This is a genomic window from Novosphingobium nitrogenifigens DSM 19370 (assembly GCF_000192575.1).
Taxonomy (GTDB): Bacteria; Pseudomonadota; Alphaproteobacteria; order Sphingomonadales; family Sphingomonadaceae; genus Novosphingobium; species Novosphingobium nitrogenifigens.
Genome location: NZ_GL876933.1, coordinates 830,252 through 849,404 on the forward strand (window position 1 = coordinate 830,252; position 19,153 = coordinate 849,404).

A 19,153-nucleotide genomic window follows, 5' to 3' on the forward strand; every position below is an offset into this window, starting at 1 on the left:
TCCCGCCCGTCGATTTTCCGGTCCGGCGGGTGGCGATCCGAGACTGGAGTTTCAGGCGGTTTCGGCCCCCTGTTCCGATCCATGCGGGACCGCGTACCACCGCGTGAGCATGGCCGTGACGCTCGCTACACCTCCCAATCCGGCAAGAATGGGCAAGGCATAGCCTGCGCCCGCTGCCAGTGCGCCTGCCGCGATCACGCAGGCGAGTGCGCTGCCCAGATCCCAGCTGGCCTCGGTCGCCATCGCAAAGCGCAAGGGGCAGGCCGAACGGCGCGCCATGGCATAGAGCGGCGCGAGCAAGGCGACCTGGGTGATCGGCGTGACGAGGGCCCCAAGGGCTGTCGCGGCAATCGCGGCCCACGGCGTGCGATAGGCCGCCGCCTTGGCAAGGACGGCGATGGCTGCGCAGCCATAGGCGATCAGCACGGTCGTCCGCCCTTTGCCCGCATCGATATGGCGCCCGATCAACAGGCTGGCGAGTGTCGCACAAATCCCGGCCAGTGCCATCGCCCCGCCAAAGGCATCGAACCGCTGGCCCAGCGATACGAACAGGGCAAGGTTCCACACCACGTTGACCGCGCCCGAATGCAGACCTTCGCTGAAATAGAGCGGGCGGGCAAAGCGCACGACCGCACGGTCCATTTCCGCAGTGGCAGCGACCCCGGCGGGCGGAGCGGAAAGCAGGGGCCATGCCGCCGCCAGCTGGATCCCCGCGATCAGGGCAAAACCGGAAAAGGGATCGAGGCGCCCGTGCATGAAACCGCCCAGCAGCGGGGCGATCACCGAAACGGCCGCTGTTGCTGCCTGTTGCAGGCTGACTTGTCGCCCGCGCGCGCCGCTTTGCGCGATCGCGGCGTTATAGGCGTGCCAGGCGGTCCAGTAGAGCACGCTGCCCAGTCCCATGGTCACGACATGGGCGACCAGCATGGCGTCGGCATGATGAACCATGCCGAGCAGGACATAGGACAGCGCCCGGACCGCGATCCCGACCAGCAGGACCCGGTGCAGTCCGATGCGCAGCGCCAGCGGCAGGACCATCGCCCGCATGGCAAAGCGGGACAGGACCATGCCCGCAAAGGCAAGGATCGCCAGGGGTTGCGACACGCCCTGCCGGACGAGGAAAGCCGAAATGAACAGTCCGCCGGTATTCTCGGCCAGTGCCTGAAGCGCGCTGTGTACCGTGATCGGGCCGAGGGAGGCCCGACGGGTGCTCATTCGGCAGGAGCCGTTTCGCCCGCGACAAGCGCGGCAAGGCAGCGCGAATAGAGCTGGTGTTCGGCAAACAGCACACGTGCGGCGAGGGCGTCGGGCGTGTCGCCGGGCAGGATCGCGACCGGGATCTGGCCCAGCACCGGCCCGTCGTCGAGCGCGGGGGTGACCAGATGGACGGTGCAGCCGCCATGGCTGTCCCCGGCTGCAATCGCCCGGGCGTGCGTGTCGAGCCCCTTGTAGTTGGGCAACAGCGAGGGGTGGATATTGACCATGCGGCCTTCCCAGCGGGCGACGAAGCCTTCGCTCAGGATGCGCATATATCCCGCAAGCGCGATGAAGCGTGCGCCCGAGGCGAGAACTGCCGCTTCCATCGCGGCGTCATGCTCGGCGCGGGGCACGCCCTTGTGCGGCAGGGCGAAGGTCGGAACGCCTTCGGCGGCGGCCAGACGCAGGCCACCTGCCTCGGGATTGTTCGAGAGGACCAGCACGATCTCGTAAGGGCAATCGGGCAGGCGGCTGGCATAGAGCAAGGCCGCCATGTTGGTGCCGCCGCCCGAAACGAAGACCGCGACGGGAACGCGGCCTTCTTCCTTCACAACGGTATCAGGCAAGATGGACGGCTTCCCATGCGGCCCGGGCGGACCAGGTTTCGTCGCTGCCGGTGACGGTGCAGCCGCGTTCGCCCGGCACGATTTCGCCGATGGTGAAGACGGTTTCGCCCGCCGCCGCCAGATCGGCGGCCAGCGTTGCCGCTTCGTCGGGCGCAACCGCCAAGACCATGCCGATGCCGCAGTTGAACGTGCGCGCCATTTCACCCGGCTCGATGTTCCCCTGTGCCTGAAGGAAGGCCATCAGGCGCGGCTGTTCCCAGGCATCGGCATCGATTCGCGCGTGGAGCCCCTTGGGCAGGACCCGGGGCACGTTTTCGAGCAGGCCGCCGCCGGTGATGTGGGCGAGGGCATGGATGCGCCCGGCGCGGATGAAGGGAAGCAGGCTCTTCACATAGATGCGCGTGGGTTCGATCAGGTGATCGATCAGCAGGCGTTCCATGTCGAACAGGGCGGGGCGGTCGAGCTTCCAGCCCTTGTCCGCGGCAAGACGGCGGACCAGCGAATAGCCGTTGGAATGGACGCCCGAGGAAGCAAGGCCGAGCAGGACGTCACCGGCAGCGACGCGGTCCCCGGTCAATTGTTCGCCGCGTTCGACCGCGCCGACGCAGAAACCGGCAAGGTCATAGTCGCCGTCGGCATACATGCCGGGCATTTCGGCGGTTTCCCCGCCGATCAGGGCGCATCCGGCGATCCGGCAGCCTTCGGCGATCCCGGCGATCACGCGTTCGGCAACGCCGTTGTCGAGCCGCCCGGTGGCGAAATAGTCGAGGAAGAACAGCGGTTCGGCGCCCTGCACGATCAGGTCGTTGACGCACATGGCGACAAGGTCGATGCCGATGCGGTCGTGACGGTCGTGATCGATCGCCAGTTTCACCTTGGTGCCAACGCCATCGTTGCCCGCGACCAGCAGCGGATCCTTGTACCCTGCGGCGCGCAGGTCGAAGAATCCGCCAAAGCCGCCCAGTTCGGCGTCGGCGCCGGGGCGTGCGGTGGCTCGGGCGAGCGGGCCGATGGCTTTCACCAGGGCGTTGCCCGCGGCGATGTTCACGCCGGCCTTGGCGTAGCTGTAGCTCTCGTTGCTGTCGGTTTCGGATGCCATGGCGCTCGCCCCTATCGCTTTCCCGCTTGGATTTCCACTTGCCTTTGGGCAAAAGCGGCTCCCGTCAACCCGGCGCTTGCAATTGCGGCGTCCCTTCTTGCCCTTTGGGAGTTCGCTTGGCCCTCGTGAGCCCTCAGTCCAGCCCGACTCCCAGCCCGATTCGTCGTCGCCGACTCGCCTTTCTCGGGGCGGGAGCGCTGGTGCTGGGAATCGGGGGGGCGATCGTGTGGGCCCAGATCGAAGGCGATCGCGGGATCGCGCCGGTCGCCAGCACCGGCGATTTCGAAGTCGGCGGGATCGAGGTCAACACGACCGGCAAGGGACCGGAGGAAGCGCGCGACGCCGGGTATCGCCAGGCGACCCGGCTTGCCTGGGAAAAGTTGTGGACCCAGCGTGGGCGGGGCGGCCCTGCGCCCGCGCTCGACGACGGCACGCTCTCGGGCATGGTTTCGGCGATTTCGGTCGAGCACGAGGAAATCGGTCCCCATCGCTATGTCGCGAAACTGGGCGTGGTTTTCGATCGCGGTCGCGCGGCAGGCTATCTCGGGCTGCAAGGGGGCGGGACTCGCTCGGCGCCCTTGCTGGTCATTCCCCTGATCAACCAGGGCGGCGTGGCGAGCGTTTTTGAAACGCGCACGCCCTGGCAAAAGGCCTGGGCCGATTTCCACACCGGCGAAAGCGTGATCGACTATGTCCGCCCGAACGGCAGCGGGGCGGACGGCTTGTTGCTCGACGCGGGACAAGTCGGTCGGCGCAGCCGCAACTGGTGGCGCACGATTCTCGACCAGTACGGCGCCGAAGACGTGCTGATCCCGATTGCCCGGCTCGAACGGCAATGGCCGGGCGGTCCGGTCAAGGGGACGTTCGTCGCCCGCTATGGCCCGGATAATCGTTTCCTCGGCAGTTTCGAACTGACTGCGGCGAACGAGGACCAGCTTCCCGCGATGCTGTCCGAAGCGGTCAAGCGAATCGATACGATCTATGCCGCCGCTCTGGCGCAGGGGCAGTTGCGTCCCGATCCCTCGCTCAACAGCCAGCCGCAGATCGATCCCAAGCTGATCAATGCGATCGTCGACAAGCTGGGACCGCCGCCGGGACTGTCGGGCGGTACGCGCGATGCGGCTCCGGCCGCTGCCGTCAGCGGTGCGACCGGTCCCTCGATCCAGGTCCAGTTCGCCAGTCCCGATGCAGGCGCGGTCGATGCCGCATTGGCGGCGGTGCGCGGCGTGCCCGGCGTTCAGGGGGCTGCGACCTCGTCGCTTGCCCTTGGCGGGGTTTCGGTCATGCGCGTCGGCTATGGGGGCGATCTCGAGGCACTGGCCGCCGCATTGCGCGCGCAAGGGTGGAAAGTGACGCAGGGCGCAGGCGTCCTGATGATCCGTCGTTGATCGGGCCCCAGGGATTCGGTCACAGGCAGGCTCAAGAATTTCAGAATGTCGCGTGATGTCGAAAGTCATGGGGGTATGACCCAGATCGCGCTGCCTCTCGAACTGGCCGGGGGCGGGGAAATCATTGTCGGCGGTCCGTCGCTCCATGCCGTTTTCGCCGCGCTGCAGGCGCCCGAGACGTGGCCCTATCGCACTGCCGTGCTCAGCGGGCCGCCGCGTTCGGGCAAGAGCCTGCTCGCGCGTTGGTTCGTTTCGAGCGGGCAGGGTGATGCGCTCGACGATGCCGACCGTCTGCCCGAAGTCGAAGTCTTTCACCGCTGGAACCGGGCGCAGGCCGACGGTCGCCCGCTTCTGCTGGTGTCGCGCCAACCGGTCGTGGCGGGGGGGGACGGCTGGCGCATTACTCTGCCGGATCTGGCCTCGCGCCTTGGGGCGGCCCTGCCGCTGGCGATCGGGGCGCCCGACGACATCCTTTTGCGCGCTCTGGTCGAGGAACATGCGCGGCGACGCGGGCTGATGATCGGGGAAAGCGTGCTCGACTGGCTGCTGCCCCGGATCGAGCGCAGTCATGCCGCCGCCGAAGCGCTGGTGGCGACGATCGACCGCCTTTCGCTCGAACGCAAGGCGCCTGTCACGCTGGCGCTGGTCCGGGACGCTCTCGCCGGGCGCGTGCACGGAAATGCGGATGGCCATTGGCAACCGAGACTCCTATAACCATATCTCTTGCACATATGAGTCCTTGCCGCTTTGCGGCGGGGCGTTTTTGCAAGAGCCAAGGAGCAGGGAGAGCGTTCGATGTTCGGCCGTCTCGTCACCTATCTGGATTCAGTGCGCGCGCGCGATCCTTCGCCGCGATCGCGCTGGGAAATCCTGCTGTACCCCGGCGTCTGGGCCTTGGGGTTCCATCGCGTCGCCCATTGGCTGTTCGAGGCGGAACTCTATTTCCTCGCCCGCGCGGTCAATCACCTCTCGCGGTTCCTGACCGCGATCGACATTCACCCCGGCGCCAGGATCGGTCGTAACTTCTTCATCGATCACGGCTTTACCGTGATCGGCGAAACGGCGGAAATCGGCGACAATGTCACGATCTACCAATGCGTCACGCTGGGCGGTACCAATCCGGCGAACGGCATCGCGGGCAAGCGCCATCCCACTTTGTGCGACAACGTCATTCTGGGCTCGGGTGCGCAAGTGCTGGGGCCGATCACGGTCGGTGCGCGCGCACGGGTCGGCGCCAATGCCGTCGTGACCGAGGATGTACCCGAAGGCGCGACCATGATCGGGCTCAAGGCCCGCTCGACGCTGGTTCCGGCCGAAACCTGGCTGCGCGAATTCCTGCCTTACGGGACGCCGTGCCGCGAACCGTGCGAGCCTTCGGGCAATTCACGTCTTGACCAGATGGAGTCCGAACTCGCGGCGTTGCGCGCGGAACTGGCCGAATTGCGCCAACGCGGTGATGCCAGCCAGGACAATGATGGCCAGGATAATGATGGGCGGAACGACGATGGGGCCGGACGGCGGAGGGTTCGCTTCTGAGCGCGCCGGGCGGCAACGAAGGGCACCCTTCGGCCGGGACCGTGGTTCCGTTTCCGCGCAGTGGCGCGGCGCCGCAGACCGCATTCGATCGCGGCGAATTCATGCGCATTCTCGACCTTTACGGACGCATGGTCGCGGCGGGGCTATGGCGCGACTATGCCATGACGTTCGACCGTGACGTGGCAAGTTTCAGCGCGTTCAAGCGCACTGCAGAGCGCCCGACTGCCCGGATCGAGAAGCGTCCGGCCTTGCGCAGCCGACAGGGCATGTGGGCGCTTTATGGCGAAGCGGGACAGATCCTGAAGCGCGGGCACGACTTGTCGAGCGTGCTGTCCCCGCTCGAACGCAAGCTGCTCAAGATCGTTGCGGAATAGGATTGCCCTTGTGGTGGGGGTGCTGGCGGCCGGATGCAGTGCTGCGCCCGAACACAGGCAGGCGGGGCACGGTGGTCCGGTCCATGGTGGTCCGGTCCATGTTGGTCCGGTCTCGGGCCAACCGGTCCTGCGCGCGCTTTATCGCGACACGGGGCATCGTCTGCTCGTGGTGCTTCCCGATGCCCGGCATCGTGTGCCGCGTGGCGATTGTGCCGCACCGCTGCTGATCGACGAGGCAAGCGGGCGCGCGCGGCAAGTCACCGCAAACGAAGCCGCCGCCTTGGCGCAACACATGGAACTGGTCGGCGCGGTCGAGGGAACCTGTCCCTGAAGGGGGATTACCCCTTCATTGCCGCTTCGATCGCGGACAGGATCGCCTGGCTCTGATGCGCGCCCGACTGCGGCACGAAATCGCCGCTTCGATCGCTGATCCGTCCCCATTGGGCGGCAAATCCTTCGACCGTGCGGTCTTCGGGGGCAAGGACGAGCGGCGGGTTCATCGTCACCCATGCGCTGTGATAGCCGCCCGCACCCGCGCCGATGATGGCATTGGTCGGCGCGTCTTCGGATACCAGGTAGAGCGCGGCGGGAACGACGTTTTCCGGCGCGAAAAGCTTGAACGCTTCTTCGGGCAGGATGTCTTCGGTCATGCGCGTCGCCGCGACCGGGGCGAGCGTGTTGACCTTGATGTTGTTCTTCGCCCCTTCGAGATAGAGCGTCTTGGTCAGGCCTGCGAGGCCGAGCTTGGCCGCGCCGTAATTGGCTTGTCCGAAATTGCCGAAAAGCCCGGTGGACGAAGCGGTCATCAGGATGCGGCCATAATTCTGCTCGCGCATCGTGTCCCACACCGCCTTGGTGGCAAAGGCCGAGCCGATCAGGTGGACTTTGACCACCAGTTCGAAATCGGCCGGGTCCATCTTGGCAAAGCTCTTGTCGCGCAGGATACCGGCATTGTTGATGAGGACATGGACGCCGCCCCACTTTTCGCGGGTGTGGGCGACCATGGCCTGCATCTGTTCGAATTCGGTGACCGAGCCGCCGTCGGCGATGGCTTCGCCCCCGGCGGCAAGAATTTCCTCGACCACCCGAAGCGCAGCGTCGGAGGTGCCGCTGCCGTCGCGTGCGCCGCCCAGATCGTTGACGACCACCTTGGCGCCGCGCCGGGCCAGTTCGAGCGCATAGGCACGGCCCAGGCCTCCGCCCGCGCCGGTCACGATGGCCACCCGGCCCGCGAACGAAATGGTCATTCCCCGATCTCCCTCATGCGTTTAAGTGCGCGATTAATGGGGCGTGGGATGCCACGTCGCAGGCCGAATGGCAATATCGGCGAAGCTGCCGATCAGGCGAGACGGTGAACCCAGCCATTGGCATCCGCCGCTTCGCCGCGCTGGATCGAAACCAGACGCTGGCGCAGCTTCTGCGTCAGCTGGCCGGGGCCGCCGCTGCCGATGGTGAATTCGCCGTTGCTGTCGGCAACCTTGCCGACGGGCGTCACCACTGCCGCCGTTCCGCAGGCAAAGGTTTCGATCAGCTTGCCGCTCTTGGCATCGTCGCGCCACTGGTCGAGCGAATAGCGTTCCTCGCGCACGGTCAGACCTTCCTCGCGGGCAAGCGCGATCAGGCTGTCGCGGGTGATGCCCGGAAGGATCGTGCCCGACAGCGGGGGCGTGAGCAGCGAACCGTCCTCGAACACGAAGAACAGGTTCATCCCGCCCAGTTCCTCGATCCAGCGATGTTCGGCCGCGTCAAGGAACAGCACCTGGTCATGGCCGCGTGAAAACGCTTCGGCGGTGGGAACGAGGCTGGCTGCATAGTTGCCGCCGCACTTGGCAGCGCCAGTGCCGCCGGGCGCCGCGCGGGTATAGTCGCTGACCCAGATCGAGACCGCCGGAGCGCCCGACTTGAAGTAGTTGCCCGCAGGGCTTGCGATGACAAGGAACTTGTAGGCGCGCGAAGGACGCACGCCGAGGAAGGCTTCCGAGGCGAACATGAAGGGGCGCAGGTACAGCGAACCGCCTTCGACCGTCGGGAACCATTCGCTGTCGGCGAGGACGAGCTGGCGCACCGCCTCGACGAAAAGCTCTTCGGGCACTTCGGGCATGGCAAGGCGGCGGGCCGACGCGTTGAAGCGTGCCGCATTGGCAAAAGGACGGAACAGGGCGATGCCGCCATCGGCGAGGCGATAGGCCTTCAGCCCTTCGAAGATTTCCTGTGCATAGTGCAGCACGGCCGCAGCCGGATCGAGCGGGATCGGGCCATAGGGAACGACGCGCGGATCATGCCAGCGTCCGACACCGGTGGCAGGGTCGACCGAATAATCGATTTCGACCATGTGGTCGGAGAACACCGACCCGAAGCCCGGATTGGCCAGGATCGCTTCACGTTCATCCACCGGGCGCGGCGCGGGGTGGGGAAGGCGGGCAAAGCTGGGCAGGGGAGCGGCGGGCGACGCCATGACGGGATGTCCTTCTTGACTGGTTTGATCCGAGCGAAATGCTCAGGGCCGGGCGAGACTCGGCCAGCGGTGCGACGCTTTGAACGAATGTTGCGCGCTCGGCAAGGGCTTTGAAATAAAAGTGAAGGCTCAAATAAATGTGAAGGGCCACTTCCTCTAAAGGAAGCAGCCCTTCGCATGGTCAGCGGCCGGAAGTGCCGCCCACGAAGCCTTTATCGCTTAACGGAAAAATTCAGCGATAATGCTCCGCGTTGCGGATAGCCGACCTCTCTGCTGAACCATGAGACATCGGATCACCTCCTTTCGCGCTGTTGAGCCAAGACGCCTTCCGGGGATGCGCTCCCCATGACGGATACGCCACCCGGTTGACTGGGCCACTGCGGGAAAGGCTCGCCTTCCCGTTCGCGACCTTGGACCGAATGTGATTCATCGAAGGCTCAACAACAAGACTTGAAAGAAATTAATTTGCGGTCAAGATCACGCGCTCTGGCCTGAGGGCCGGGTCGGAAATTCCGAGCAGTGGCACCAGCCCTCTTACCCCCGACAATCCTCGATTACGCGTCCGACTTCGGACCACGCGGGCAGGATCGTGGGCGTCATTCCTGCAATCTCGACCCGGAACCGGCCTCGGCTGAATGCCATGGCGTCGAGCAGGCGGCTGTTTGCGGGAAAGACGATCGTCATGGCCGTCACGCCTTCCATCGGTGCCGCGGTGGCTGCGACGGTTCCGGTGGTAGTCGATGTCGTGATCGTGGCGGGATGGGCGACGGGATCGACGGGCCCTGCGACTGTCAGGGCAAGGCTCACCGTCTGGCGCGCGCGGTCGCACTGAAGGAAGGCCAGCGGCGTCCGACCGCTCAGGCCATAGCGCGCGGTGCTGCCTTTCGAGCCGCCCTGCCACGACCAGTCGCCAGCGGGCAGGGGCACATCGCGCCAGTCCTGCGCCGTCACGGGGGGCATCCCGACCGAGGCCGACGGCGCGCGCGGCGGCACCGGGCGAGCGGGGGCAACCGGCGCGGGTCTTGCCGGGTGCTGCGTCGGGGCGACGCAGCCCGACAGCAGGCAACAGCCCAGCACCGTCAGGACCGGCAGGGAAAAGGGCAGAGGGGAACGCGTACGGTTGATCTCCATCCCCTGTCTATGGAAGAGACCGGCCATGACCTCAAGCCGCGATCCTTCCGACCACGACCCAGCCGCTTCCCCGGCTGCGAAGCCCCCGCGCAAGGCGGCGAAAATCCGTCTCGACCAGTTGCTGGTCGAACGCGGCCACGCCGAAAGCCGCGCGCGGGCGCAGGCCCTGATCCTTGCCGGTCTGGTCTGGTCCGGGGATACCCGGCTGGTGAAGGCGGGGCAGTCGATGGCTGCCGATGCCGTGATCGACGTGCGTGGGCGCGATCATCCATGGGTCTCGCGCGGCGGGATCAAGCTTGCCCATGCGCTCGACCATTTCGGACTTGATCCCTCCGGAGTGGTGGCAATGGATATTGGCAGTTCCACCGGGGGCTTTACCGATGTTCTGTTGAACAACGGTGCCGCGCATGTCTTCGCGGTCGATTCGGGCACCAACCAGCTCGCATGGAAATTGCGGCAGGATCCGCGCGTGACCGTTCTGGAACAGACCAGCGCGCGCATCCTGACCCCTGATCATATCGATCGCCCGGCACACTGGGTCGTGTGCGACGCCAGCTTCATTTCGCTGCGCAAGGTACTGGAAGTGCCGCTGTCGCTGGCGGCGCGGCCGACGCGGCTGGTCGCGCTGATCAAGCCGCAGTTCGAAGTGGGACGCGGCGAAGTGGGCAAGGGCGGGGTCGTGCGCGATCCTGCCTTGCATGCGCGTGTCTGCGGCGAAGTGCGCGATTGGCTGGAAAGCGAAGGGTGGCAAGTCGAGGGGATCGTCGAAAGCCCGATCAAGGGGCCAGAGGGCAATATCGAATTCCTTGTTTCGGCTGTTCGGTAATGGAGTGGAAGCGGCGTTGCGTTGCGGTGGTCGTGACGTCAATATCGCTGCCGAATCGACCGTTGGTGTGCCGCTGCGGATAATCTCAGGGGTACATGCGGGCATTTGTGTACAGGTAGCATGCAACAACTTGCCTCGCCCGCCCAGCTTCGTGCCAGCATCATGCGCTGGATGCTGTTTACCGTTCCCCTGTGTCTGGGGCTCGGTTTCCTGTCGGGACGCGCCGCGGGCAGCGGGCCGGACAACCCGTGGTTCGCCATGCTGGACAAGCCGGCGATCTATCCCGCGCCGATCACGTTCCCGATCGTGTGGACGCTGCTCTATGTGCTGATGGGCGCGGCGCTTGCTCTGATCGCGGCAGCGCGGGGCGCCAACGGGCGGGGGATCGCGGTTGCCGCCTTCGTCGCCCAATTCGCGCTCAATCTGGCGTGGAGCCCGGCGTTCTTCCTCGCGCACCGCATCACGCTGGCACTCGCTATCATCATTGCCCTGATCGTGGTGCTGGGCATCGCGATCGTGCTCGCCTGGCGTGTTCGGCGGCTCGCGGCGGTGCTTCTCCTGCCCTATCTCGCGTGGGTCTGCTTCGCCTCGTTCCTCAATCTGCAGATCCTGCAGCTCAATCCGGGGGCGGACGGAGGCGACGGTTCGGGAGCGGCCGTCCGGGTTCAGCTCTGATCGGGAACCCGATGCAGGCGGGTATCGGCGCCTGAGCCCCGTGTCATCCATGCGTCCGATTTCGGTCTTGCCCCGACGGCTTCGCGCGCCCATGTAGCGGACCAACAGTCCGTACCAGCATTTGCATCAGCCAAGGGGCCCTACCATGCAGAGCGAAAACCCGCTGCTCGCCGATTTCGTCAAGCTCCTCAACAGCGCTGCCGGCACGTTTGCCGGAATGGGTCGCGAAGCGGGCGAAACCGTGCGCGACCGCGCCAAGGATATGTTCGGCGGTTTCGATTTCGTCACGCGCGAGGAATTCGACGCGGTGAAGGAACTGGCCGCGACGGCGCGCGAGGAAGTCGAAACGCTCAAAGCGCGTATCGCCGAGCTTGAAAAGGCCGTCGCCAACAAAGTGTGACGGCGTTTTGAAGGCGGTACCGACTTGGTACCGCCTTCAAAAAATCAAAGTCCGATTGCGCGCAGCGCCTGATCCAGATCCTCGATCACGTCTTCGGGATCTTCCAGCCCGACATTGAGGCGCAGCATGTTTTCCCCGATGCCCATGTCGGCACGGGTTTCCGCTCCCACACCGTGGTGCGTGGTCGAGGCGGGATGGCACATCAGCGAGCGCGAATCCCCAATATTGTTGGAAATGTCGACGAGCGCGAGCGCGTTGAGCAGTCCGTGCGCTTCGGCCCGGCCACCGTCGAGTTCGAGCGACAGGATCGGCCCGCCCGCCTTCATCTGCTTCTTCGCCAGTTCGTACTGGGGATGGCTTTCGAGGAAGGGATAGAGCACGCGCGGGACGCGGGTTTCAAGGAACGAGGCGACCTTGAGCGCGTTTTCGCCCTGCCGCATGGCGCGCATGTCGAGCGTTTCCAGTCCCTTCAACACGACCCAGGCATTGAACGGCGCCAGATTGGGGCCGGTGTTGCGCTGGAACGGCAGCAGCACGTTGTCGATGAAATCGGTCGATCCGCAGACCGCGCCCGCGAGCACGCGGCCCTGTCCGTCCATCAGCTTGGTCGCCGAATAGGCGATGACGTCGGCCCCGAATTCGAGCGGCCGTTGCAGGGCGCAAGTCGCGAAGGCATTGTCGATGACGGTGACGATGCCGTGCTTCTTGGCAAGGTTGCACACGAATTCCAGATCGACGAGGCCCATGGTCGGATTGGCCGGGGTCTCGAAGAAGAACACCTTGGTATTGGGCTGGATCGCCGCTTCCCACGCCGCATTGTCGGCAGCGTCGATAGTGGTCCCGGTGATGCCGAAGCGGGGCAGCAGGTTGTCGACCAGCCAGCGGCACGACCCGAAAGCGGCCTTGGCGGCAACGACGTGATCACCGGCCGAAAGCTGGCAGAGAAGCGCCGTGGTCATGGCGGCCATGCCGCTTGCCTGGGTGCGGCAGGCCTCTGCCCCTTCGAGCAGGGCAATGCGTTCTTCCAGCATGGCAACGGTCGGGTTCTGCAGGCGGGAATAGGTCATCCCGTCCTCTTCCCCGGCAAAGCGGGCGGCAACCGTTTCGGCGGTGTCGTAGGTGTAGCCGGACGTGAGGAACAGAGCCTCGCTTGTCTCGCCCATTTCCGACCGCCAGGTGCCGCCGCGAACGGCCTGGGTTGCGGGACGCCATTGGCGCGTGATCGAGCGGTCTTGTCCAGTCGTGCGTTTCATGGAACCGGGTCTTAGAGTCTGTTTCAAGGCTCGCCAAGCCGCGAGTTCTTGCGGTGAGGTTTCGGGTTCGGTCGCAAGGTCCGCGCGGCCTGTCGGGACCAGATTGCGCCCGCGCTGGGCTTGGCGTATGCGCGGGCGCAGAAATGGCCACCCCTGCTTTCCTCGCGGCTCCCGTTCGGGCCACGCGCGACCTTCTCACCCGGCGCGATCCGCTCATCCCCACGCTGCTGATCGTCGGGGCGTTCTTTTTCCTCGGGCTGTGCCGTCTGGCCATCCCGTCGAAAATGATGTTCGACGAGATCCACTATGTCCCGGCGGCACGGCGGCTGATCGAGTTGACCAAGCGGCTCAATCCCGAACACCCGCTGCTCGGCAAGGAAATGATCGCGATCGGCATCCGCCTGTTCGGCGATCATCCGTTCGGCTGGCGTTTTCCCAATCTGGTGCTGGGGACGGCGGGACTGTTCGCGGGCGCGCGGGCGATGTGGTGGCTGTCGGGATCGCGCCGCGTGTCGCTGTTGTTCGCGACCTTTCTGGCCACGGATTTCATCTGGTTCGTGCTGTCGCGCATCGCCATGCTCGACATGGCGATGGCCTCGATGCTGGCGCTGGCGATGTGGCAATGGGCGCTGTCGGCGCGTGCGCAATGGGCTGCACGGCGGGGCGGCCGCATTCACCTTATCCTGGCGGGGCTGTTTTTCGGGCTCTCGCTCGGCGGGAAATGGAACGGGGCGCCGCTCATGGTGCTGCCGGGCCTTCTTTTTGCATGGCAGCGCGCGGTCGCGCTCGATCTCGTGCCGATGCAGCGCCCGGCGAGTGTCCCGGCCGCGCTCGCACAGGCCGGGCGAGCTTTGCCCCGATGGCTCCTGGCGACGCGTGCAGGGCCGGTGCGCGGCGTTTCCCTGTTGGAAGCGGCGCTCTGGCTCGGGCTCTGGCCTCTGGTGGTCTATCTTGCGACGTTCGCCCCGGCGTTCTTCTACAAGGTTCAGCCGATGACGTTTTCCGGGCTGATCCCGTGGCAACGCTACATGTTGCAATTGCAGGACAGCGTGGTGAAGCCGCACCATTACATGAGCCGGTGGTGGCAGTGGGTGTTCAACCTGCGCCCGATCTGGTTCCTCTATGAACCGGTCGACGGGGCGCAGCGCGGCATCCTCATGCTCGGCAATCCCTTCACCATGCTTGCCGGATTGCCCGCGCTGGGTTGGTGCGGATGGAAAGCCTGGCGTGGCGAAGCGGTGCCTGCGCTCGTTTTCGTGCTTTACGTCCTCAGCCTCATCTTTTGGGCGATCAACGGCAAGCCGGTGCAGTTCTATTACCACTACGAACTTGCCGCGAGCTTCCTCATGGCCGCTCTCGCGCTGGTTCTGGGGACATGGTGGGACAATGGGCTCAAATGGCCTGCCAAGACGGCGCTGGTCCTGACCGTGATCGTCTCCATCGGGTTCTATCCGATCATTTCGGCCGGCCCCTTGCCCGGGAAGAAGGGCTACGTCGATTATATGTGGCTCAAGAGTTGGCGGTAAGCGGGCGCGTGGCGTTGAGGTTTTCTTTCTCGTCACCCCGGACTTGATCCGGGGTCCCGCTTCCTTCGCGCGGTTCGTCGGCGTGTCTTCCCCTTCGGCGTCAGGGATCAAGCGGGACCCCGGATCAAGTCCGGGGTGACGGGGTTGAGCATCATTGGGCTGCGTGGTTTGCGGGCAACAAAAAAGGGGGCGCGAAAGGCCCCCTTTTCGTTTCGGAACGGTTGTCCGGGGTCAGCCGTACTTGCCCCAGACGAACTTGCTCGACAGCGCAAAGTTCCAGACCGCGGCGAGGACGATGCCGACCAGAACCGCGACGACGTCGTTGATGTGCATCCGCTTGAGTGCATCGGCGCTGGCGATGTTCGACAGGATGCCGATGGAGCAGGTCAGCGCGAACTTGGCCCAGCCCTTGACCAGCGGAACAAAGCCGCGAAGGCGCTTGTCGGCGTAAGTCAGTTCGTTGTTGAGCACGAAATTGAACGTCATCGCTGTCAGAGCTGCGATGGTGTTGGCAATCGTGAACGTCGTTTCGCCCACGGCCCAGTGACCATAGACGAAGCGCTCGCGCAGGACCACGCTGAGCACGAACCACAGGATCGCGAACTGCACCGCGACGCCGAGGGCGCCGACCGTGCCGAACAGGGCGAAACGCGTGGGAATGATCCGGCCGAGCCACTTGTCGTAGAGGCCGATCAGAAATTCGAAAACGACCGTTCGGTCGAGCTTTGATTCACCTTCCATGCGCGCCGCGAAATTTAGAGGGAGTTCCTTGACCCGCAGCGGCTCGTCGGCCGTGGCGAGAATGTCGAGCAGGATCTTGAATCCGACGCCCGACAGGCGATGGGCATCGGCGCGCAGGATCGTGGCGGGCAACATGAAGAACCCGCTCATCGGGTCCGAAAGCTGCACCCCGGTTACGCGACGGGCGATGGAATTGGCAATGCCGGACGCCTTGACGCGGTCCGGGCGGCCCCAGGCCTCGGTGCTTGCTCCTTCGGCAAAGCGCGAGGCATAGGCAACGTCATAGTCGCCGCTGGTCACGGCCGCATACATTTGCGGCAGAAGCGAGGGATCGTGCTGACCGTCGGCATCCATGACCGCGACGATCGGCGCAGAGGCCGCGCACATCCCTTCGATTGCGGCCGACGCAAGGCCCCGGCGCCCGATTCGCTCGATCACGCGGATTCGCGAATCCTCGCGCGCGATGCGACGGGCCTCGTCGGCAGTGCCGTCGGGGCTGTTGTCGTCGACGAAAATGGCTTCCCATTCAAAGCCCTTGAGCGCTTCATCGAGCCGCGCGACCATGCGGCTGATGTTCTTGCGCTCGTTGTATGTCGGCAAGATGACTGCGAGTTGTAGCATGGCGCGCGCGCTTACAACCTTGCGAGCACGGCGTCACCAATTTCCGTGGTGCCTGCCGTTCCGCCAAGATCCCGACCCAGAATGCCGTCCGCCAGTGTCCTGGCAACGGCGGCCTCGATGCGGTCGGCGGCAGCGGCCTGACCCAGCGAGTGACGCAGCAGCATGGCCGCCGACAGGATGGTCGCCATCGGGTTTGCCAATCCCTTGCCCGCGATGTCCGGGGCCGAGCCGTGGATCGGTTCGTAAAGCCCGAAGGTGCCGTAGGCGGTCTGGCGTTCGCCGAGCGAGGCTGAGGCGAGCATCCCGATCGAGCCGACGCACATGCTGGCCTGATCGGAAAGGATGTCGCCGAACAGATTGCCGGTCAGGACGACGTCGAAATGGCCCGGATTGCGCACGAGCTGCATCGCGGCATTGTCGACGTACATGTGTTCGAGCGCGACTTCGGGATAGCCCTTGGCCACTTCGATCACGACATCGCGCCACAGCTGCGAGGTTTCGAGCACATTGGCCTTGTCCACCGAGCAGACGCGGCGGCGGCGGGCCATGGCGGTGCGGAATGCGATGTGGGCGATGCGCTCCACTTCGCTCGTGCTGTAGCTCATGACGTCATAGCCTTCGCGTTCGCCCGCAGCGTTGGTGCGAAAGCCCTTTTCACCGAAATAGACGTCGCCGTTCAACTCGCGCACGATGACAAGGTCGATCGCAGCCGCGATTTCCGGGCGCAGGGCCGAGGCGCCTTCGAGCCCGGCAAAGACCCGCGCGGGGCGCAGGTTGGCAAAGAGAGTCAGGGCTTTGCGCAGGCCCAGAATGGCCTGTTCGGGGCGCAGGTGGCGTTCGAGCGCGTCGCAATCGGGATCGCCGACCGCACCGAAGAGGATGGCGTCCGACGCTTGGGCCAGGGCGAGCGTTTCGGGCGGCAGGGGATGCCCCTTGGCCTTGTAGGCCGCGCCGCCGACCGGAGCTTCCGAAAGTTCGATACCGAGATCGAGCGCCTCGATCACCCGCACGGCTTCGCGTGTGACTTCAGGACCGATGCCGTCGCCCGGCAGAACCGCAATTTTCATGGAAGCCTCGTGGTGGTCTGACGTGATCGTCTGGCGTGATGCCAAGGGGAGCCCTTTGCCTCGCCGGGCCCTTCGGGTCAATCGCCCGTGATTTTGTGTAACCGCTGCATGAGAAGTTCGCGGGACGACAGAACATACCCGCGCCGGTCGGGCAGGAGGCGATTGGCGATGGCGTTTCCCTGACGGTCGAGCCGCGCGAGAAGGTCGCTCCAGGGTTCCTCGGGCGGCGGCGAGGGGGCCGTGCCATAGCCGACTTCGCGCAAGAGAAGCGCTTCGTATCCGGCAAGGACCCGCGCCCATCCCCGCGCGGAGGGCGCATGGCAGATCGCGTCGAGCAAGGCGCCGAGCGCGGTGTGAAGGGCGGGGTAGGGATGACCTTCGGGCAAAGTCGCGGCGGTAAGCGCGGTGGCCCAGTCGATCGCGGCTGCCGGCAGCGGTTCGCCGAGCCAGGGGGCGCGGCTGGCCACGAGTTCGGTCCGGGCGCCGGGAAGCTGGCTTCCCCCGCGGGCCCGGATCTCGACCGCCAGCGTGTTGCCCGGGATCAGCACCGGCCGCAAGGTTCGCCCGCGTGCCCCCGAGACATAGGCTGCGACCATGCCGTGGTCGCCGGTCAGGGCGCGGATGATCCCGCCATGCTCTCCGTGCGGGCGCATGGCGCACAGGATCGCCTCGACCCGGATCAGCACCGATGCTGCCCTGAACGGGGCCGTTCAACCGCAGTGGGGGAGGCGAAGGGGCAACATTTCATCGCATTGCACAAAGATCGGCGTTGGAAGGCTTGTCAATGTGCGATAGCCTTGAGCCATGAAACAGCTGTTCCAGCATGCGGCGACCACTCTGGGCGTGACTGTCAGAGTAGCGGTCAACTTCCTTCCCGAACAGTCCCGGGTCGAGGCAGGGAAGTGGTTCTGGGTCTATCATATCCGCATTGAGAACGACTCCGACGAGCAGATCAAGCTGATCAGCCGCCATTGGCGAATCACCGACGGGCACGGGGTGATCAATTTCGTCGACGGCGAAGGCGTGGTCGGGGAACAGCCGGTTCTGGTGCCGGGGCAGTCGCACGATTACGTGTCGGGTTGCCCGCTCGGGACCCCGCAGGGAAGCATGGAAGGACACTATACCATGCGCCGGGCGGACGGATCGCTTTTCGAAGTGGCGATCCCGTTCTTTGCGCTGGCAGTTCCCGCGACGGCCGGGTGATTGATACACACAGGTTGACGCGATCGGGTGCCGGACCGGTACTTGGACCGCGCGCCTGATTGACAAACCCCGTCTCGCGGCGTGATGGAAGTCGGGATGAAGCGTACCCACCTCCCTTTGAACGGCCTGCGCGTGCTCGATGCTGCGGCGCGGCATCTTTCCTTTACCCGCGCGGCGGACGAACTGGCTGTGACGCCTGCGGCGGTCGGGCAGCAGATTCGCGCGCTCGAGGACTTGCTCGGTGTGATCCTGTTCCGGCGCACGTCCAAGGGGCTGGAGCTGACCGACGAAGCGGCGGCAGGGCTCGACGCGGTGCGTGAAGGGTTCCTCCGGTTCGAGGAAGGGGTTCAGGCGATCCAGGCCGGGCAGTCGAGCCACGTCTATACGATTGCCTGCCCGCGCGATTTCTTTGCCGCCTGGCTTTCGGTCCGGCTTGCTGCCTTTCGCGGCGACAGTCCGCATTTGCGCTTCTCGCTGGTCGGGGGCGAGGGCGACGTCGATTTCACCGAGGCCAATCTCGATCTCGCGGTGCGCTGGTCGGAAGGGCCGGGCGATCTCGAAGGGATCCCGCTCGGGCCTTCGGGCACGCTGGTGGTGGCAGCCCCAGGCGTGGGTGAGGATGCGCCGTGGATCGCATGGCCGGGCGATCCCCTCGGGGAAACCGAAACCGCCGGTGACAGTCCCCGCGACGTCCACATTTCTGTGGGCGATGCTGGAACCGCGATCAGCGCGGCCTCGGCGGGCCTTGGCAAGGCGCGGGTGCCTCGTCTGCTTGGTGAAGCGGCCGTCGCGAACGGACGCGTGGTTGCCCTGGGAGCGCCCGAGGAAGGGCGGCGCGGGTACTGGTTGGTCGCGCCTTTGCCGCAATGGCGACAAAAGAAGGTCAAGGCGCTGATCTCGGCTCTGCAGAGGCAGGATATTTTGGGGGAATAAATCTTTTTAATCAATATATTGTATGAGTTAGGCGGCGTAATGGTACAGGAATCGCGGCGTTGACGGCAATTTAACCCGAGACGGCTAAAACGGTTCGCCATG

The 19,153-nt window shown here is 65.4% G+C and carries 21 protein-coding genes; 11 read left to right on the forward strand and 10 right to left on the reverse strand.

Annotated features, from left to right (window positions below; translation table 11 throughout):
* Positions 1-51 precede the first annotated feature (51 nt).
* The 3 genes from Y88_RS13820 to purM are packed head-to-tail and all read right to left on the reverse strand — an operon-like array spanning position 52 to position 2,922.
* Positions 52-1,215: an MFS transporter gene (locus Y88_RS13820; RefSeq protein ID WP_008070306.1), complete on the reverse strand. Its 1,164-nt coding sequence runs from the start codon at positions 1,213-1,215 to the stop codon at positions 52-54.
* A complete protein-coding gene (gene purN / locus Y88_RS13825; protein WP_232281073.1) occupies positions 1,212-1,823 on the reverse strand; it encodes a phosphoribosylglycinamide formyltransferase in 612 nt (203 codons plus the stop codon). Before purN ends, Y88_RS13820 begins: the two co-directional genes overlap by 4 nt.
* The gene (gene purM / locus Y88_RS13830; protein WP_008070308.1) at positions 1,816-2,922 is read right to left on the reverse strand and encodes a phosphoribosylformylglycinamidine cyclo-ligase; all 1,107 of its coding nucleotides are present in this window, start codon (positions 2,920-2,922) and stop codon (positions 1,816-1,818) included. The genes purN and purM overlap by 8 nt, the downstream gene beginning before the upstream one ends.
* 200 nt (positions 2,923-3,122) lie before the next feature.
* On the opposite strand from purM, the gene Y88_RS13835 reads away from it, so the two are divergent.
* The 5 genes from Y88_RS13835 to Y88_RS13855 all read left to right on the forward strand — a co-directional run bounded on the left by Y88_RS13835 (position 3,123) and on the right by Y88_RS13855 (position 6,551).
* Positions 3,123-4,310: a hypothetical protein gene (locus Y88_RS13835; protein ID WP_018075440.1), complete on the forward strand. Its 1,188-nt coding sequence runs from the start codon at positions 3,123-3,125 to the stop codon at positions 4,308-4,310.
* A gap of 75 nt (positions 4,311-4,385) precedes the next feature.
* Positions 4,386-5,024 carry an HdaA/DnaA family protein gene (locus tag Y88_RS13840; protein WP_008070310.1) on the forward strand — a complete coding sequence of 213 codons (639 nt, stop codon included), beginning with the start codon at positions 4,386-4,388 and terminating at the stop codon, positions 5,022-5,024.
* A gap of 81 nt (positions 5,025-5,105) precedes the next feature.
* Complete coding sequence (gene epsC / locus Y88_RS13845; RefSeq protein WP_008070311.1) at positions 5,106-5,846, forward strand: serine O-acetyltransferase EpsC; 741 nt, start codon at positions 5,106-5,108, stop codon at positions 5,844-5,846.
* A 41-nt stretch (positions 5,847-5,887) separates the two neighbouring features.
* The gene (locus Y88_RS13850; protein WP_008070312.1) at positions 5,888-6,220 is read left to right on the forward strand and encodes a DUF2794 domain-containing protein; all 333 of its coding nucleotides are present in this window, start codon (positions 5,888-5,890) and stop codon (positions 6,218-6,220) included.
* Between the two features lie 10 nt (positions 6,221-6,230).
* Entirely contained in the window at positions 6,231-6,551 is a 321-nt protein-coding gene (locus Y88_RS13855) for a hypothetical protein (RefSeq protein ID WP_018075439.1), read from the forward strand.
* A 7-nt stretch (positions 6,552-6,558) separates the two neighbouring features.
* On the opposite strand, the gene Y88_RS13860 is transcribed toward Y88_RS13855, so the two are convergent.
* The 3 genes from Y88_RS13860 to Y88_RS13870 form a co-directional block, all read right to left on the reverse strand.
* Positions 6,559-7,467, reverse strand: coding sequence for an SDR family NAD(P)-dependent oxidoreductase (locus tag Y88_RS13860; protein ID WP_008070314.1), 909 nt, complete (start codon positions 7,465-7,467; stop codon positions 6,559-6,561).
* A 92-nt stretch (positions 7,468-7,559) separates the two neighbouring features.
* Positions 7,560-8,675: a branched-chain amino acid aminotransferase gene (locus tag Y88_RS13865; RefSeq protein ID WP_008070315.1), complete on the reverse strand. Its 1,116-nt coding sequence runs from the start codon at positions 8,673-8,675 to the stop codon at positions 7,560-7,562.
* A 534-nt stretch (positions 8,676-9,209) separates the two neighbouring features.
* Entirely contained in the window at positions 9,210-9,833 is a 624-nt protein-coding gene (locus Y88_RS13870; RefSeq protein WP_232281074.1) for a hypothetical protein, read from the reverse strand.
* Here Y88_RS13870 and Y88_RS13875 point away from each other — a divergent pair.
* From Y88_RS13875 to Y88_RS13885, 3 genes are all read left to right on the forward strand, one after another.
* Positions 9,832-10,632 carry a TlyA family RNA methyltransferase gene (locus Y88_RS13875; protein ID WP_008070317.1) on the forward strand — a complete coding sequence of 267 codons (801 nt, stop codon included), beginning with the start codon at positions 9,832-9,834 and terminating at the stop codon, positions 10,630-10,632. The genes Y88_RS13870 and Y88_RS13875 overlap by 2 nt on opposite strands.
* A 120-nt stretch (positions 10,633-10,752) precedes the next feature.
* Complete coding sequence (locus Y88_RS13880) at positions 10,753-11,307, forward strand: TspO/MBR family protein (protein WP_008070318.1); 555 nt, start codon at positions 10,753-10,755, stop codon at positions 11,305-11,307.
* Positions 11,308-11,452: 145 nt separating this feature from the next.
* A complete protein-coding gene (locus Y88_RS13885; protein ID WP_008070319.1) occupies positions 11,453-11,707 on the forward strand; it encodes an accessory factor UbiK family protein in 255 nt (84 codons plus the stop codon).
* Positions 11,708-11,751: 44 nt separating this feature from the next.
* Here Y88_RS13885 and Y88_RS13890 read toward each other — a convergent pair whose 3' ends face one another.
* Positions 11,752-12,960, reverse strand: a complete 1,209-nt coding sequence (locus Y88_RS13890; RefSeq protein WP_008070320.1) for a trans-sulfuration enzyme family protein — start codon at positions 12,958-12,960, stop codon at positions 11,752-11,754.
* A gap of 143 nt (positions 12,961-13,103) precedes the next feature.
* Between Y88_RS13890 and Y88_RS13895 the strand changes: the two genes are divergently transcribed.
* A complete protein-coding gene (locus tag Y88_RS13895) occupies positions 13,104-14,486 on the forward strand; it encodes a phospholipid carrier-dependent glycosyltransferase (RefSeq protein WP_008070322.1) in 1,383 nt (460 codons plus the stop codon).
* Between the two features lie 231 nt (positions 14,487-14,717).
* Here Y88_RS13895 and Y88_RS13900 read toward each other — a convergent pair whose 3' ends face one another.
* From Y88_RS13900 to recO, 3 genes are all read right to left on the reverse strand, one after another.
* Positions 14,718-15,848 carry a glycosyltransferase gene (locus tag Y88_RS13900; protein WP_018075438.1) on the reverse strand — a complete coding sequence of 377 codons (1,131 nt, stop codon included), beginning with the start codon at positions 15,846-15,848 and terminating at the stop codon, positions 14,718-14,720.
* 11 nt (positions 15,849-15,859) lie between these two features.
* Positions 15,860-16,915, reverse strand: a complete 1,056-nt coding sequence (gene leuB / locus Y88_RS13905) for a 3-isopropylmalate dehydrogenase (RefSeq protein ID WP_008070325.1) — start codon at positions 16,913-16,915, stop codon at positions 15,860-15,862.
* Between the two features lie 77 nt (positions 16,916-16,992).
* Positions 16,993-17,601 carry a DNA repair protein RecO gene (recO, locus tag Y88_RS13910; protein ID WP_008070327.1) on the reverse strand — a complete coding sequence of 203 codons (609 nt, stop codon included), beginning with the start codon at positions 17,599-17,601 and terminating at the stop codon, positions 16,993-16,995.
* A 118-nt stretch (positions 17,602-17,719) separates the two neighbouring features.
* On the opposite strand from recO, the gene apaG reads away from it, so the two are divergent.
* Positions 17,720-18,118: a Co2+/Mg2+ efflux protein ApaG gene (apaG, locus tag Y88_RS13915; RefSeq protein ID WP_008070329.1), complete on the forward strand. Its 399-nt coding sequence runs from the start codon at positions 17,720-17,722 to the stop codon at positions 18,116-18,118.
* 96 nt (positions 18,119-18,214) lie between these two features.
* Positions 18,215-19,051 (forward strand): LysR family transcriptional regulator, encoded by an 837-nt coding sequence (locus Y88_RS13920; RefSeq protein WP_026166842.1) that lies wholly within the window; start codon positions 18,215-18,217, stop codon positions 19,049-19,051.
* The last annotated feature ends 102 nt before the right edge of the window (positions 19,052-19,153 follow it).

What these genes read in the sequence shown, in the direction of transcription:
- Y88_RS13820 (WP_008070306.1), bottom strand. Translation starts at nt 1,215, where the DNA reads ATGAGCACCCGTCGGGCCTCCCTCGGCCCGATCACGGTACACAGCGCG.
- Y88_RS13895 (WP_008070322.1), top strand. Translation starts at nt 13,104, where the DNA reads ATGGCCACCCCTGCTTTCCTCGCGGCTCCCGTTCGGGCCACGCGCGAC.
- Y88_RS13870 (WP_232281074.1), bottom strand. Translation starts at nt 9,833, where the DNA reads ATGGCCGGTCTCTTCCATAGACAGGGGATGGAGATCAACCGTACGCGT.
- Y88_RS13900 (WP_018075438.1), bottom strand. Translation starts at nt 15,848, where the DNA reads ATGCTACAACTCGCAGTCATCTTGCCGACATACAACGAGCGCAAGAAC.
- leuB (WP_008070325.1), bottom strand. Translation starts at nt 16,915, where the DNA reads ATGAAAATTGCGGTTCTGCCGGGCGACGGCATCGGTCCTGAAGTCACA.
- apaG (WP_008070329.1), top strand. Translation starts at nt 17,720, where the DNA reads ATGAAACAGCTGTTCCAGCATGCGGCGACCACTCTGGGCGTGACTGTC.
- Y88_RS13885 (WP_008070319.1), top strand. Translation starts at nt 11,453, where the DNA reads ATGCAGAGCGAAAACCCGCTGCTCGCCGATTTCGTCAAGCTCCTCAAC.
- Y88_RS13840 (WP_008070310.1), top strand. Translation starts at nt 4,386, where the DNA reads ATGACCCAGATCGCGCTGCCTCTCGAACTGGCCGGGGGCGGGGAAATC.
- Y88_RS13920 (WP_026166842.1), top strand. Translation starts at nt 18,215, where the DNA reads ATGAAGCGTACCCACCTCCCTTTGAACGGCCTGCGCGTGCTCGATGCT.
- Y88_RS13880 (WP_008070318.1), top strand. Translation starts at nt 10,753, where the DNA reads ATGCAACAACTTGCCTCGCCCGCCCAGCTTCGTGCCAGCATCATGCGC.
- Y88_RS13875 (WP_008070317.1), top strand. Translation starts at nt 9,832, where the DNA reads ATGACCTCAAGCCGCGATCCTTCCGACCACGACCCAGCCGCTTCCCCG.
- epsC (WP_008070311.1), top strand. Translation starts at nt 5,106, where the DNA reads ATGTTCGGCCGTCTCGTCACCTATCTGGATTCAGTGCGCGCGCGCGAT.
- Y88_RS13860 (WP_008070314.1), bottom strand. Translation starts at nt 7,467, where the DNA reads ATGACCATTTCGTTCGCGGGCCGGGTGGCCATCGTGACCGGCGCGGGC.
- Y88_RS13890 (WP_008070320.1), bottom strand. Translation starts at nt 12,960, where the DNA reads ATGAAACGCACGACTGGACAAGACCGCTCGATCACGCGCCAATGGCGT.
- Y88_RS13865 (WP_008070315.1), bottom strand. Translation starts at nt 8,675, where the DNA reads ATGGCGTCGCCCGCCGCTCCCCTGCCCAGCTTTGCCCGCCTTCCCCAC.
- purM (WP_008070308.1), bottom strand. Translation starts at nt 2,922, where the DNA reads ATGGCATCCGAAACCGACAGCAACGAGAGCTACAGCTACGCCAAGGCC.